This window comes from Pleomorphomonas koreensis DSM 23070 (assembly GCF_000425185.1).
Classification (GTDB): Bacteria; Pseudomonadota; Alphaproteobacteria; order Rhizobiales; family Pleomorphomonadaceae; genus Pleomorphomonas; species Pleomorphomonas koreensis.
This window is the reverse complement of record NZ_AULH01000012.1, coordinates 142,060-155,729: the sequence shown is the minus strand read 5'-3', so window position 1 is coordinate 155,729 and position 13,670 is coordinate 142,060. Positions and strand designations below refer to the sequence as shown.

Annotated in this window: 10 protein-coding genes; 8 read left to right on the top strand and 2 right to left on the bottom strand. The window is 68.0% G+C overall.

Features of this window, described 5'->3' with window-relative positions; all coding sequences use genetic code 11:
• The first annotated feature begins 15 nt into the window (after window positions 1-15).
• The 7 genes from H512_RS0111675 (at window position 16) to H512_RS23670 (ending at window position 10,215) form a co-directional block, all read left to right on the top strand.
• A complete protein-coding gene (locus H512_RS0111675) occupies window positions 16-2,724 on the top strand; it encodes a sensor histidine kinase (protein WP_026783612.1) in 2,709 nt (902 codons plus the stop codon).
• Window positions 2,721-3,413, top strand: a complete 693-nt coding sequence (locus tag H512_RS0111670) for a response regulator transcription factor (protein WP_026783611.1) — start codon at window positions 2,721-2,723, stop codon at window positions 3,411-3,413. The genes H512_RS0111675 and H512_RS0111670 overlap by 4 nt, the downstream gene beginning before the upstream one ends.
• A 415-nt stretch (window positions 3,414-3,828) precedes the next feature.
• Entirely contained in the window at window positions 3,829-4,872 is a 1,044-nt protein-coding gene (locus H512_RS0111665) for an NAD(P)-dependent alcohol dehydrogenase (RefSeq protein WP_026783610.1), read from the top strand.
• A 197-nt stretch (window positions 4,873-5,069) separates the two neighbouring features.
• The gene (gene xylB, locus H512_RS0111660; RefSeq protein WP_026783609.1) at window positions 5,070-6,560 is read left to right on the top strand and encodes a xylulokinase; all 1,491 of its coding nucleotides are present in this window, start codon (window positions 5,070-5,072) and stop codon (window positions 6,558-6,560) included.
• Window positions 6,561-6,624: 64 nt separating this feature from the next.
• Window positions 6,625-8,130: a sugar ABC transporter ATP-binding protein gene (locus tag H512_RS0111655; protein ID WP_026783608.1), complete on the top strand. Its 1,506-nt coding sequence runs from the start codon at window positions 6,625-6,627 to the stop codon at window positions 8,128-8,130.
• A gap of 96 nt (window positions 8,131-8,226) precedes the next feature.
• Window positions 8,227-9,174, top strand: coding sequence for an ABC transporter permease (locus H512_RS0111650; protein ID WP_210162685.1), 948 nt, complete (start codon window positions 8,227-8,229; stop codon window positions 9,172-9,174).
• An 81-nt stretch (window positions 9,175-9,255) separates the two neighbouring features.
• Window positions 9,256-10,215, top strand: coding sequence for a sugar ABC transporter substrate-binding protein (locus tag H512_RS23670; RefSeq protein WP_210162684.1), 960 nt, complete (start codon window positions 9,256-9,258; stop codon window positions 10,213-10,215).
• Window positions 10,216-10,275: 60 nt separating this feature from the next.
• Here H512_RS23670 and H512_RS23665 read toward each other — a convergent pair whose 3' ends face one another.
• Together H512_RS23665 and H512_RS23660 are read right to left on the bottom strand one after the other, a co-directional pair.
• Window positions 10,276-10,878, bottom strand: a complete 603-nt coding sequence (locus H512_RS23665) for a UdgX family uracil-DNA binding protein (protein ID WP_053239784.1) — start codon at window positions 10,876-10,878, stop codon at window positions 10,276-10,278.
• Entirely contained in the window at window positions 10,878-11,819 is a 942-nt protein-coding gene (locus tag H512_RS23660) for a DUF72 domain-containing protein (RefSeq protein WP_084798438.1), read from the bottom strand. Before H512_RS23660 ends, H512_RS23665 begins: the two co-directional genes overlap by 1 nt.
• A gap of 143 nt (window positions 11,820-11,962) precedes the next feature.
• Between H512_RS23660 and H512_RS23655 the strand changes: the two genes are divergently transcribed.
• Window positions 11,963-13,660 carry a Na/Pi cotransporter family protein gene (locus H512_RS23655; RefSeq protein WP_036791316.1) on the top strand — a complete coding sequence of 566 codons (1,698 nt, stop codon included), beginning with the start codon at window positions 11,963-11,965 and terminating at the stop codon, window positions 13,658-13,660.
• Window positions 13,661-13,670 lie beyond the last annotated feature (10 nt).

Below are 13,670 nucleotides of genomic sequence, written 5' to 3'. Positions count from 1 at the left end.
GAGGACGAGATGTCGATGCCGGAGGACATGAGATCGGATCTGAGGCCGTCGCCGGACGCGCTGCTTGCCAGCGCCGAACGGGAGAGCCGCGGCCGGCTGAAGATCTTCCTCGGCGCGGCGCCCGGCGTCGGCAAGACCTACGAGATGCTGACGGCCGGCCGGGCGCGCCGCGCCGACGGCGTCGACGTGGTGATCGGCGTGGTCGAGACGCACGGCCGCGCCGAAACGGAAGCGCTGCTCGACGGCTTCGAGATCATCCCCCGCCTGCGGCTCGACCACAAGGGCCGCCGCCTCGGCGAGATGGACCTCGATGCCATCGTCGCCCGCCGGCCGAGCCTGGTCCTCGTCGACGAACTCGCCCACAGCAACGCCGAGGGCAGCCGCCATCCCAAGCGCTATCTCGACGTCGAGGAACTGATCGGCCGCGGCATCGACGTCTACACGACGCTGAACATCCAGCACGTCGAAAGCCTCAACGACGTCGTCGCCCGCATCACCCGCATCAGGGTACGCGAGACGGTGCCGGATTCGATCATCGACCGGGCCGACGACATCGAGATCATCGACCTGACGCCGGACGACCTGATCAAGCGCCTCCAGGACGGCAAGGTCTACCTGCCCAGGACGGCGGCGCGCGCCACGGCCAACTATTTCTCGCCCGGCAACCTCACCGCCTTGCGCGAGCTGGCGCTGCGGCGCACCGCCCAGCGCGTCGACGACCAGCTCGTCAGCCACATGCAGGCGCATGCCATCGCCGGCCCGTGGGCGGCCGGCGAGCGGGTGCTGGTGTCGGTCGACGAGCGGCCGCGCTCGGCGGCGCTGATCCGCTACGCCCGGCGGCAGGCCGACCGCCTCCGGGCGCCGTGGGCGGCGATCCACATCGAGACCGCCCGGTCCACCGCCCTGCCCGACGCCGACAAGGACCGCCTCGCCGACCATCTGCGCCTTGCCGGGCAGCTCGGCGGCGAAGCCGTCACCATCCCCGGCCAGGACGTGGCGCGCGACATCCTCCGCCATGCCAAGGCGGGCAACTTCACCCACATCGTCGTCGGCACGCCGCAGAAGCCGCGCTGGCGGGAGATGATCGAGGGATCGGTGTCGCACGAGTTGATCCGCGGCGCCGGCGACATCAGCATCCACGTCATCGCCGGCGCCGAGCCGGCGCCGCCGCCGGCGAGGGGCGTCCGCACGGCGCCGGCGGCGCGGCCCTTCCGCCTCCGGCCCTACGCGGTCTCGACGCTCTATGTCGCCGGGGCGCTCGGCCTCGGCGCGCTGCTCGACCGCTTCCTCGACGTCCGCAACCTCGGCCTCGTCCTGCTGACCGCCGTGCTGGCGTCGGCGGTCACCTCCGGCCTCGGACCGGCGCTCTACGCCTGCCTCGCCAGCGCGCTGGCCTTCAACTTCTTCTTCCTCGAACCCCGCCACACGCTGATCATCCGCGACCCCGAGAGCGTCGTGGCGCTGGTGGTGTTCCTGATCGTCGCGGTCACCGCCAGCAACCTCGCCGCCCGGCTGCACCGGCAGGCCGCCGCCGCCCGGCAGCGGGCGCGGATGACCGAGGACCTCTACCAGTTCTCGCGCAAGCTGGCCGGCACCGCCACGCTCGACGACGTCTTGTGGGCGACCGCCTACCAGATCGCCGCCATGCTCAAGGTGCGGGTGGTGATCCTGATGCCGGAGGGCGATAGCCTCGCCGTCAAGGTCGGCTATCCGCCCGACGACACGCTGGTCGACGCCGACATCGCCGCCGCCCGCTGGGCCTGGCAGCACGAGCAGGCGGCCGGGCGCGGCGCCGACACGCTGCCGGGCGCCCGCCGGCTCTACCTGCCGCTGCGCACCGGGCGGACGCCGATCGGCGTCATCGGCCTCGACAGCGACAGGGCCGGCGACAAGCCCGGACCGCTGCTGACGCCCGAGCAGCAACGTCTGCTCGACGCCCTCGCCGATCAGGCCGCCGTCGCCATCGAGCGCATCCAGCTCGTCGCCGACGTCGAGGAGGCGCGCCTGTCCGCCGAGGCCGACCGGCTGCGGGCGGCGCTGCTGTCGTCGATCTCCCACGACCTGCGGACGCCGCTCGCCGGCATTCTCGGCGCCGCCGGCACGCTGCGCGATTACGCCGCCTCGCTGCCGGAGACCGATAAGGCCGATCTCGTCACGACGATCATCGACGAGTCGGAACGCCTTAACCGCTTCATCGGCAATCTCCTCGACATGACGCGGCTCGAATCCGGCGCGACGCGGCCGAACGCCTCGCTGCATTTCCCCGGCGACATCGTCGGCAGCGCGCTCCGGCGCGCCGACCGGCTGCTCGCCCGCCACCGGCTCGACGTGGCGCTGCCGACCGACCTGCCGATGCTGAAGGTCGATGCCGTGCTCCTCGAACAGGTGGTCTTCAACCTGCTCGACAATGCCGCCAAATACGCGCCGGCCGGCTCGACCATCGCGGTCCAGGGCTGGCGGGATGGCGGGCATGTGCTGCTGCGCATCGTCGATGAGGGGCCGGGCCTGCCGCCGGACGACCTCGAACGCGTCTTCGACAGCTTCTATCGCGTCCGCAAGACCGACCACGTGCCGGCCGGCACCGGCCTCGGCCTCGCCATCTGCCGCGGCTTCGTCGAGGCGATGGGCGGCACCATCACGGCAGGCAACCGTGCCGGCCGGCCGGGCGCGGCCTTCACCATCCGCCTGCCCGTCCCCAGCGAGAGCCCGGAGGGTTCGTCATGACGGCGCCGCCGGTTCGCATCCTGGTGGTCGACGACGAGCCGCCCATCCGCCGTCTGCTGCGGGTCGGCCTGTCGACCGAGGGCTACGCCGTCATCGATGCCGCCGACGCCGGCGAGGCGCAGGCCGAGATCGCCCGCCAGAAGCCGGACGTGATCATCCTCGACCTCGGCCTGCCCGACATGCCCGGCCACGACCTCCTCGCCCGCTGGCGGCGCGAGGGGCTGGACCTGCCGATCCTGATCCTGTCGAGCCGCGCCGACGAGGCCGGCATCGTCCGGGCGCTGGAGACCGGCGCCGACGATTACGTGGTGAAGCCGTTCGGCGTCGCCGAGCTGGCGGCGCGGGTGCGCGTCGCCCTGCGCCACCGGTTGCAGCAGCAGGGCGAGCGGCCGGTGTTTCAGTCGGGCGACCTCTCCGTCGATCTCGTCAAGCGCATCGTCAAGGTTGGCGGCCGGGAGGTGAATCTGTCGCCCAAGGAATACGACATCCTGCGCCTCCTGGTGCAGCATGCCGGCAAGGTGCTGACCCACCAGCATATTCTCCGGCAGGTCTGGGGCGGCTCGGCCGACGTGCAGTATCTGCGCGTCTACGTCCGCCAGCTCCGGCAGAAGATCGAGCAAAGCCCCGACCAGCCGCGCTACATCCTCACCGAGACCGGCGTCGGCTACCGGCTGCGCGTTGACGGGTGAGCGCAATCCGTCCCGGTCCGCTGGCAGCTTCCCGCGACGCGGATGGCCGGAACGGCAGCCTCTCGCTTCCCGAGCCGGGAGAGGAGCGGCTTGCGTGGGATCGGCCCCGTTCCGGCGATTGCCCCGCTGCCATCCATCGCCATCGTCCATTTCGGGGGGATTCGTCCCCATGTCCGGCGATGCAACCGACGGTCAACGCCCGACGGAAAGTGACGCGATCAGAGTGCCGACGATCGGGAAAACTGCCGGGATCCCCCTGGGCCGGGCAGCAGACGGCCGCCAAAATGTAAAATGGTGCATAATGATTTGTTGAATTGGCTTAGCGGGATTAGCTGCCGGCGCGCATACTCTCCTCCATCGACAGCCGCGCAAGAGCGTCAGAGAACGCAGGTGAGCGGCTCCGGGAGGAAGCATCATGAAGGTAAGAGCCGTCGTCCTCGAGGGCATTGGTGACATTTGTCTCCGCGACATCGACATTCCCGGCACCCTGGAGCCCGGTGATACCGAGGTTCGGGTGGCCATCAAGGCGGTCGGCATCTGCGGCAGCGACGTCCATTACCTCAAGCATGGCCGCATCGGCGATTTCATCGTCAACGAGCCGATGGTGCTCGGCCACGAGGCGTCGGGCGTGGTGACCGCCGTCGGCGCCAAGGTCAGCCACCTCAAGGTCGGCGACCGCGTCTGCATGGAGCCCGGCATTCCCGACTTCGGCTCGCGCCAGACGCTTGAAGGCCACTACAATCTCGATCCGAGCGTCCGCTTCTGGGCGACGCCGCCCATCCACGGCTGCCTGACGCCCGAGGTGGTGCATCCGGCCGCGCTCACCTACAAGCTGCCCGACAGCGTCGGCTTCGACCAGGGGGCGATGGTCGAGCCGCTGGCCATCGGCGTCTATGCCGCCGCCAAGGGCGCCATCCGGCCCGGCGACATCGCCGTGGTGGCCGGTGCCGGCACCATCGGCATGATGGTCGCCTTCGCCGCGCTGGCCTCCGGCTGCTCGGAAGTGATCGTCAGCGACGTGGCACGCGCCAAGCTCGACATCATCGCCAAGGTGCCGGGCGTCGTGCCGGTCGACCTGACCCAGGAGAAGCTCGCCGACGTCGTGGCGGCGCGCACGGCCGGCAAGGGCGCCGACCTGTTCTTCGAGGCGAGCGGCAACCCCAGGGCCTTCGACGACATGCTGGACGTGGTGACGCAGGGCGGCCGGGTGGTTCTGGTCGGCATGCCGCAGGACCGGGTGCCGCTCGACGTGGTGGCCTTGGAGGTCAAGGAGATCAGCCTCACCGGCATCTTCCGCTACGCCAACGTCTGGGACCGCACGCTGGCGCTCCTCGGCTCGGGCAAGATCGACCTGAAGCCGCTGATCTCGGCCACCTATCCGTTCGACAAGTCGATCGAGGCCTTCGAGCGCGCCGCCGCCCAGAACCCCGACGACGTCAAGATCCAGATCGCCTTCTGAAGACCGGAAGCGCCCCCGCCAGAGGGGGCGCGACGCCACGATCATGCCGGGCCGGTGCGGCTCGGCAGGTGTCCTTTCGCTATTGCGGAGAGTCTAAATCGTTCAAACCGGTCGCGCCGCGAGGCGCTCCCAGTTGTCACAGGCATTCAGGGCAGAGGAGGCCCGCCGGATGACAAGGGGACGGGGGGAGAGGAACCATGTTCATTGGAGTCGACTGCGGAACGCAGGGGACCAAGGCGCTGGTCATTGACGGCGACGGCCGCGTGCGTGGCCGCGGCCACGCCGCCCATAGCCTGATCGAGCGCGACAGCGGCGCTCGCGAGCAGCATCCCTCGATCTGGGTGGATGCCATGATCGCCGCCGTGCGCATGGCGCTGTCCGAGGCGGCCGTGCCGGCCGAGGCGATCCGCTGCCTCGGCGTTTCCGGCCAGCAGCACGGCCTGGTGGTGCTCGACGCGTCCGGCGCGGTGATCCGGCCGGCCAAGCTCTGGAACGACACCGAGACCGCGCCCGACAACGAGCGGCTGGTCGCCGCGCTCGGCGGACCGGCGGCCTGGTTCGAGACGGTCGGCATCATTCCGCTCACCGGCTACACCATCTCCAAGCTGGCCTTCCTGGCCGATCGCGAGCCGGAGAACTTCGCCCGCATCGCCCATATCCTGCTGCCGCACGATTATCTCAACCACTGGCTCACCGGCCGCTTCGTCGCCGAGTTTGGCGACGCCTCGGGCACCGGCTTCTTCGATGTCCGCAAGCGCGCCTGGGCGCCGGAGGTGCTGTCGTTGATCGACGGCGGCAGCGGCCGTCTCGCCGCCGCGCTGCCCGAACTGGTGGCGCCCGATGCCGTGATCGGCACTCTGACGCCGGCTGCCGCCGAGGCGCTCGGCCTCACCACGGCTTGTCTGGTGGCGGCCGGCGGCGGCGACAACATGATGGGCGCCATCGGCACCGGCAACGTGCGCGAGGGCGTCGTCACCATCAGCCTCGGTACCTCGGCGACGGTGTTCTCCTATGCCGACGCCCCGGTGCTCGATCCGTCCGGCGCCGTCGCGCCCTTCTGCTCGTCGACCGGCGGCTGGCTGCCGCTCGTCTGCACCATGAACGCCACCAACGTCACCTCCGGCGGCGCTCACCTGTTCGGCCGCGACGTCGGCTTCGTCTCCGAGGCGCTGGAGGCGACCGGGCCGGGCGCCGGCGGCATCACCATGCTGCCGTTCCTCAACGGCGAGCGGACGCCCGACCTGCCGACCGCCCGCGGCAGCATCCTCGGCCTGTCCGCCGTCAACATGACGCCGGACAACCTGATGCGGGCGATGGTCGAGGGCGTCACCTTCGGCGTGCTGGCCGGGCTCCACCGCATCCGCGGCGACAGGGCGCCCGAGCGCGTGTTCATGATCGGCGGCGGCGCCCGCAGCAAGGCCTGGCGACAGATGGTCGCCGACATGACCGGCGCCGAGATCGTGGTGCCGACGGGCGACGAGGCAGGATGCCTCGGCGCGGCGATCCAGGCCATCTGGGCTTACGGCCGCGCCAGCGGGGCGGGCGAGGAGATCGCCACCATCGCCGACCGTTGCGTCGCCCTCGACCCGGACAAGACGACGGCGCCGGTCGCCGGCCGCAAGTCCGCCTACGACGACGCCTTCGCGCTCTACCGGCGCCGGCTCGCCGAGGTCCACGGCGTGCATTGAAGGACATGCCGGGACATTCCGCCGATGAGGCGCCAACGGACCACGTGTCGCATGGAGGAGCAGCATGACCCAAAGAAATCTTCTTGAAGTCAGGCACATCAGCAAGTCCTTCCCGGGTGTGAAGGCGCTCGACGATGTCAGCTTTTCTGTCAAGGAGGGGTCGGTTCACGTTCTATGCGGCGAGAACGGCGCTGGAAAATCGACCCTGATGAAGATCATCAACGGCATTTACCATCCCGATGGCGGCGAAACGCTGATCCGGGGTGAGAAGGTCAGGATCGATACCCCGATCCGGGCGGGCGAACTCGGCGTATCCATGATCTTCCAGGAGCTGAACTACACGCCCGAGATGTCGATCGAGGAGAGCCTGTTCGCCGGGCGCTGGCCGAAGACGCGGTTCGGCCGGGTCGACTGGAAAGCCATCCGGGAGCGGACGCTGAAGCTGCTGGCCCAGGAGAACCTCCCCTACGATCCGGAAACCAAGCTGAAGGATCTGTCGATTTCCAATCTCCAGATGCTGGAGATCCTGAAGGCGATCTCGCGGGATGCCGACATCATCATCATGGATGAGCCGACGTCGTCGATCACCAACAAGGAAATCGAGATCCTCTTCGAAAAGATCAACGACCTGCGCGCCCGCGGCAAGGCCATCGTCTACATCTCGCACAAGATGGACGAAATCTTCCGGATCGCCGACGAAATCTCCATCCTGCGCGACGGCAGGGTGGTCGAGACGCGGCCCAGGGATCAGTTCGACATCGATCAGGTCATCGCGCTGATGGTGGGGCGTGCTCTCGGGCAGGGCTACCCCAAGGAGGAGGTTGCGCGCGGCGACGTCGTCTTGGACGTGGAGCACTTCAGCGGGCCGAGCGGCTTTGCCGATGTCTCGTTCAACGTCCGCAAGGGCGAGATCGTCGGCTTTGCCGGTCTGGTCGGCGCCGGTCGGACGGAAGTGATGCGGGCGCTGTTTGGCCTCGACGCGCACACGGGGGGAACCGTCCAGGTCCATGGCAAGCCCGTCGCCATCCGCAACGTCCAGGACAGCATCCGCAACGGCGTCGTCATGCTGTCCGAGGACCGGCGGCGGTTCGGCATCGTGCCGGTACGGGACGTCAAGGAGAACGTCACCCTGGCTTCGATGAGGCAGTTCTTCCGGAAAGGCCGTCTCCACAAGGCCAAGGAAAGAAGAAAGGTCGAAGAAATCTGCGGCCGGATCAACGTCAAGATGGCGTCGATCGACGTGCAGGTCAGCACATTGAGCGGCGGCAACCAGCAGAAGGTCGTGCTGTCGAAATGGATGCTCCAGGACCCGGACATTCTTATCCTGGATGAACCGACCCGCGGCATCGACGTCGGCGCGAAATTCGAAATCTACAAGCTGATGACCAGCCTGGTGAAGGAAGGCAAGTCGATCATCATGGTGTCCTCGGAGCTGCCCGAGCTGATCGGCATGTGCGACCGCATGTACGTGATGGCCGGTGGACGGATAACCGGCGAGATCGACAGGGCGGACTTCTCCCAAGAGACGATCATGCGTTATGCCATGAACATCGTCAGGAAAGCAGGCTGAGCAGTAACGGACAGACGGGATACGAAGGGGAGGAACATGAACAATCTGATGACGAGGGAGAAATGGCAGACGATCAAGTCGCGATATTCCATTTACTTGGTCCTTATCGTGATGATCATCGTCTGTAATCTGCTGAACGAGAATTTTCTCTCTCCGCGAAACATCTCGAACATCTCGGCCCAGATTTCCGTTACGACGATCTTGGCCTTTGGCGAGACGATCCTGATCATCGGCGGCCTCCTGGACCTCTCCTGCGGCTCGGTGCTGGCGCTGGCCGGCGTGCTGTCGGTCTATGTGTTCAAGGAGACGGGCTCGCTGTCCGTTGCCTTCGCCGTCGGCCTGCTGGTCGGCGTGCTCTGCAACTGGGTGAACGGCATTCTCGTCCGCCGCTTCAACATTCCTGCCTTCATCGCCACGCTGGCGATGATGACGGTGGCCCGAGGCATCGCGCTGCTGTTCACCAAGGGCCAGAACATCTACCAGATCGGCGACTACGTCTGGTTCGGGCAGGGCAAGATCGGCTTCGTGCCCCTCCCGGTGGTGTTCATGATCATCATCGGCATCCTGACCTGGTACATCCTCGGCCATACCAGCTTCGGCCGCTCGCTCTACGCGGTCGGCGGCAACGAGGAAGCCGCCCGCGCCTCGGGCATCAATGTCGGCCGGGTGAAGATCGGCGCCTACCTGATCAACGGCGCCTTCGTCGGCCTCGCCGGTATCCTGCTGATGGCCCGCACCAACGTCGGCGCCCCCAATTCGGGCCAGGGCTACGAGTTCGAGGCGCTGACGGCGGCGATCATCGGCGGCACCAGCTTCTCCGGCGGCCTCGGAACGGCCGGCGGCACGCTGGCCGGCGCGTTCATCGTCGGCTTCCTGAACAACATCATGAACCTGACCGGCGTCGACTCGTACCTGCAGCAGGTTATCAAGGGCGCCATCATCGCATTGGCCGTCGGCTACGACATGTGGGCCAAGGTCAACCGCACCCGGAAGACTCTGGGTGCCGCCAAGACATCAAATGAGCGAAAGGAGGCTAAGGTATAATACTTTTGCTTTGGAGGAGCAACGGGGCTCGCATCGTGTAACGACAGCCCCTTTAGGTAGGAAACCTTGGAGGAGAACTAAATGAATACGTTTATGAAATCGCTCCGTACCGTTACGGCCGTCGCCGCCCTGTGCCTCGTCACCGCGACGGTGGCCCAGGCCCAGAACTACAAGGTGGCGTTCATCGCCCGTGCCCAGGCGGACTCGTTCGCGGCCTGGCTGGCCAATGGCATCATGGACGAAGCCAAGAAGTACCCGGACCTGACGGTCGACGTGATGGACTCCCAGGCCGACGACGCCAAGGAGAATGCCTTCATCGAGAACGCCGTCGCCAACAAGTACGACCTGATCATCGTCCAGCCGAACAACGGCGAGGCGCAGCGTCCCTATGTCGAGCAGGCCGTCAAGGATGGCGTCAAGGTCATCACGACCAACGCGCGCATCAAGGACATCCCCGGCTCGTCGTCCGTCGACGCCGATCCCTACGAGCAGGCTGCCGTGAACGCCCGTCTGGCGCTCAAGCAGGTGCCGGAGAACGCCAGCGTCGTCGTCCTGAACGGTCCGTCCGGCAACATGCACGCCGACATGCGTCGCGATGCCTGGCAGAAGGAGTTCTTCGACAAGCGCTCCGACGTCAAGATCGTCGGCGAGCAGATCGCGCATTGGAACAAGGAAGAAGCCATGCGCTACATGGAAGACTGGGTGCAGGCCAACGACAAGATCGACGCCATCGTCTCCATGAACGACAACATGGCGGCCGGTGCGCTGGAAGTCATCAAGGACGATCCGAAGTTCGACAAGATCCTCGCCTATGGCGTCGACGGCACCGCCGAGGCGATGCTGCTGATCCAGTCCGGCAAGATGACCTCCACGGCGCTCCAGAACGCCTATGATCTGGCCGCCAAGAACATCAGCGTCGCCCACGACCTCTTGACCGGCAAGATCACCCAGATCGACACCGACATCGACTGCCCGCTGGTGACCAAGGACAACGTGGCCGAGTTCATCGAAATCCACAAGAAGTCGGGCGCCATCAAGTAATAAGACGTTATCGATCGACTTCAGGGGCGGGATGGCAATCCCGCCCTTTTTTCATTGGGGTCACAACGGCAGGCCGATCCTGCGGATTTGCCTGAGTTCGTCCACGAACATCCCGAAGGCGGCGCGCTGCGCCTCGGGGTCGGGCAGGCGCAACAGATAGGACGGATGGACGGTCAGGTAGCCGCGCCGGTTGCGGAAGGTCATCGGTCCGCGCTCGCGCATGACGCCGACGGGGCGCTCGGCGAGCGCCAGACCGGCCGTGGCGCCGAGCGCCACGATGACGACGGGCTGCACCAGGTCGATCTCCTGCCACAGCCAGGGGCGCTGCGCGGCCACCTCGGCGTTACCGGGCTTGGCGTGCAGCCGCCGCTTGCCGCGCTCGACGAAATGAAACTGCTTCACCGCGTTGGTCATGTAGCTCATGCCGCGGTCGATGTCCGCCGCGTCGAGGGCGCGGTCGAGCAGGCGGCCGGCCGGGCCGACGAAGGGTCGGCCGGCGCGATCCTCGGCATCGCCCGGCGCCTCGCCGACGAAGGCGAAGATGGCCGTCGCCGGCCCCTCGCCCGGCACGAAGCGGCCGAGGCCGGGGCCGGGCATCAACTGCCGCTGCATGGCCTCGTTGAGCGCGTCAAGCGAGGTGAAGTCCTGTTGCATCGTCGTCATTATCCGGCCTCGTCAGCGGGTGGGTTCGGCGTGAACGCCGTGAAGCCGGCGGCGGTTCCTGAAGCCGTTAGCACATCGTTAAGGACGGCACGGATCAACGCCAGCGCATCGTCGGGCGCGTGCAGGCCGTCGGTGTTGTCGAAGAACAGGAAGACGTCGCGCGGCCGGTCGGGCGCCCGGTCGTCGCTGGCGAACTCGCCGTCGTCCATGGGGTCGCCCCGCGACCAGGCGGCGATGCGCCCGGCCCAGCGCCGGAGCTGCCAGTCGTCGTAGCCGGACCGGTACAGTTCGGGCGAGCCGTGCAGGCGGCAATAGACGAAGTCCGACGTCACGTCCATCAGCCGGGGCCAGCGCGGCGTATCGGCACAGACCAGCGCGATGTCCTGCTCGCGCAGCAGCCGGATGAAGGCCGGATCGCGGAAGCTGTCGTGGCGGACCTCGACGGCGTGCCTGAGACGGCGGCGGACGGGCGACGGCTCGTCGAGCAGGCTGGGCTCGGCCGCCGGCCGGCCGGCCGTCGCCGCGGCGGTCTCGGTATCCCGCGGCAGCAGGGAGAAGAAATCGCGCATCCGTCCGGCATCGAACGGCAGGCTCGGCGGCAGCTGCCACAAGAGCGGACCGAGCTTGCCGCCGAGCCGCAGCAGGCCGGCGGCGAAGAATTCGGCGAGCGGCGCCTCGACACTCCTGAGACGGCGGTCATGGGTGATGAGACGCGGCGCCTTGACGGCGAACACGAAGTCCCGGGGCGTCGCGGCGGCCCAACGGTCGAAGACGCGCGGCCGCTGCGGGCCGTAGAAGGTGGCGTTGATCTCCAGCGCCGGGAAGCGCGATGCGGCATGGGCCAGTTCGTCGCTCTGCCGCAGCCCCTTCGGATAGAAATGGCTGCGCCACTGCGGGTAGGCCCAGCCGGACAGGCCGATGCGAACGGTGCCGCTATTCACGCGCGTTTCCTCCGAAGGCGTCCTGTCTGGAACGTCGCCTCCGGACGACGGTTCCCCGGCGGTGCCTTGGAAGGGATTGCCCTTGTGTCATAGTGGTGTCTCAAGTGGCGCGACGATCCTCGTCGCGGAGGAGGTATGGCGCCATGGCGTTCGCGGTGTCGCTGATTGATCTCGCCGGCTATATCGCCCTGCTGCTCTGGGGCACGCACATGGTACAGACGGGGGTGCAGCGCGCCCTCGGCGCCGACCTGCGCGCCATTCTCGGCAAGGCGCTGCGCGATCGCGGCCGCGCCTTCCTGGCCGGTCTCGGGGTTACCGCCGCCTTGCAGAGCAGCACGGCAACCGGCCTGATGATGGCTGGCTTCAGCGCCGACGGCCTGGTCGGGCTGGTGCCGGCGCTGGCGGTGATGCTCGGCGCCAACGTCGGCACCACGCTGATCGTCCAGGTGCTGTCGTTCAACGTCAGCGCCGTCTCGCCGGCGCTCGTTCTGGTGGGCGTCCTGATGTTCCGGCGCGAGTCGTCCAGCCGGGCGCACGATTTCGGCCGCGTGTTCATCGGCCTCGGCCTGATGCTGCTGGCGCTGCACCAGCTGTTGCAGCTCATGGCGCAGTTCGAGGACGCCCCCGGATTGCGGCTGATGCTCGCCGCCGTATCGGCCGTTCCGCTGGTCAACCTGTTCATCGGCACCGTCGCCGCCTGGGCGGCGCATTCGAGCGTCGCCGTCGTGCTGCTGACCATGTCGCTCGCCGCCAACGGCGCCGTGCCGCCGGAGGCCGCCTTCGCGCTGGTGCTCGGCGCCAACCTCGGCTCGGCTATCAACCCCGTCTTCGAGGGACCGGCCGGCGACGACCCCGCCCACCGCCGCCTGTCGATCGGCAACCTCGCCACCCGCCTCGCCGGCATCGTCGCCGCGCTGGCGCTGCTGCAGCCGATCGGCCGGCTGCTGTCCGCCATCGAGCCGGACGCCGCCCGCGCCGTCGCCAATTTCCACACCCTGTTCAACCTCGTGACAGCGGCGGTCTTCCTGCCGCTGCTCACCCCTTATGCCCGTCTGCTCGAACGCCTGCTGCCCGACCGCGTCGATCCCGCCGATCCGGCGACGCCGCGCTATCTCGATCCGGCGGCGCGCGAGGTGCCGATCGTGGCGCTCGGCGCGGCGGCGCGCGAGGCGCTGCGCCTCGTCGACGTGCTGGCCGGCATGCTCGACGGCGCGCGCGAGGCGCTGGCCAAGGGCGACCGCCGCCTGATGGTCGAGACACGGCAACGGGACGACATCCTCGACAGCCTCACCACCGCCATCAAGGCCTATCTGACGCGTCTCGATCCGGACGACCTGTCGGAAGGCGACCAGCGGCGGCTGAACGAGATCCTGCTGTTCACCATGAACATCGAGCAGGCGGGCGACGTCATCGACCTCAACCTGCTGCCGCATGCCGCCAAGCGGCTGCGGCGCGGTCTGGTGTTCGCCGACCGGGACCGCGCCGAGCTGATCGCGCTGATCGACCGCCTGGCGGTCAACCTGCGCACGGCGGCGTCGCTGTTCATGACCGAGGACGTGCGGGTGGCCCGTCTGCTGGCCGAGGAGAAGGTCGCCTTCCGCGAGGCGGAGACCCGCGCCACCGCCGTGCATTTCGACCGCCTGCGCAGCGGCCAGCCCGACGTGTCGCAGGCGAGCGCGCTGCATCTCGACCTCCTGCGCGACCTGAAGCTGATCAACAGCCACATCGTGGCGGCCGCCGCCTATCCGGTGCTGGAACGCACCGGCGAATTGCTGCCGAGCCGTCTGGCCGGTGATGCCGTCGCGCCTCGCGGCAATCGCGGCGGCAAGCATCCGGGGTGATTGCCGGCGA

Coding starts and splice junctions, on each gene's coding strand:
- H512_RS0111675 (WP_026783612.1), top strand. CDS start 16: ATGCCGGAGGACATGAGATCGGATCTGAGGCCGTCGCCGGACGCGCTG.
- H512_RS0111665 (WP_026783610.1), top strand. CDS start 3,829: ATGAAGGTAAGAGCCGTCGTCCTCGAGGGCATTGGTGACATTTGTCTC.
- xylB (WP_026783609.1), top strand. CDS start 5,070: ATGTTCATTGGAGTCGACTGCGGAACGCAGGGGACCAAGGCGCTGGTC.
- H512_RS0111670 (WP_026783611.1), top strand. CDS start 2,721: ATGACGGCGCCGCCGGTTCGCATCCTGGTGGTCGACGACGAGCCGCCC.
- H512_RS23655 (WP_036791316.1), top strand. CDS start 11,963: ATGGCGTTCGCGGTGTCGCTGATTGATCTCGCCGGCTATATCGCCCTG.
- H512_RS23670 (WP_210162684.1), top strand. CDS start 9,256: ATGAATACGTTTATGAAATCGCTCCGTACCGTTACGGCCGTCGCCGCC.
- H512_RS0111655 (WP_026783608.1), top strand. CDS start 6,625: ATGACCCAAAGAAATCTTCTTGAAGTCAGGCACATCAGCAAGTCCTTC.
- H512_RS23665 (WP_053239784.1), bottom strand. CDS start 10,878: ATGACGACGATGCAACAGGACTTCACCTCGCTTGACGCGCTCAACGAG.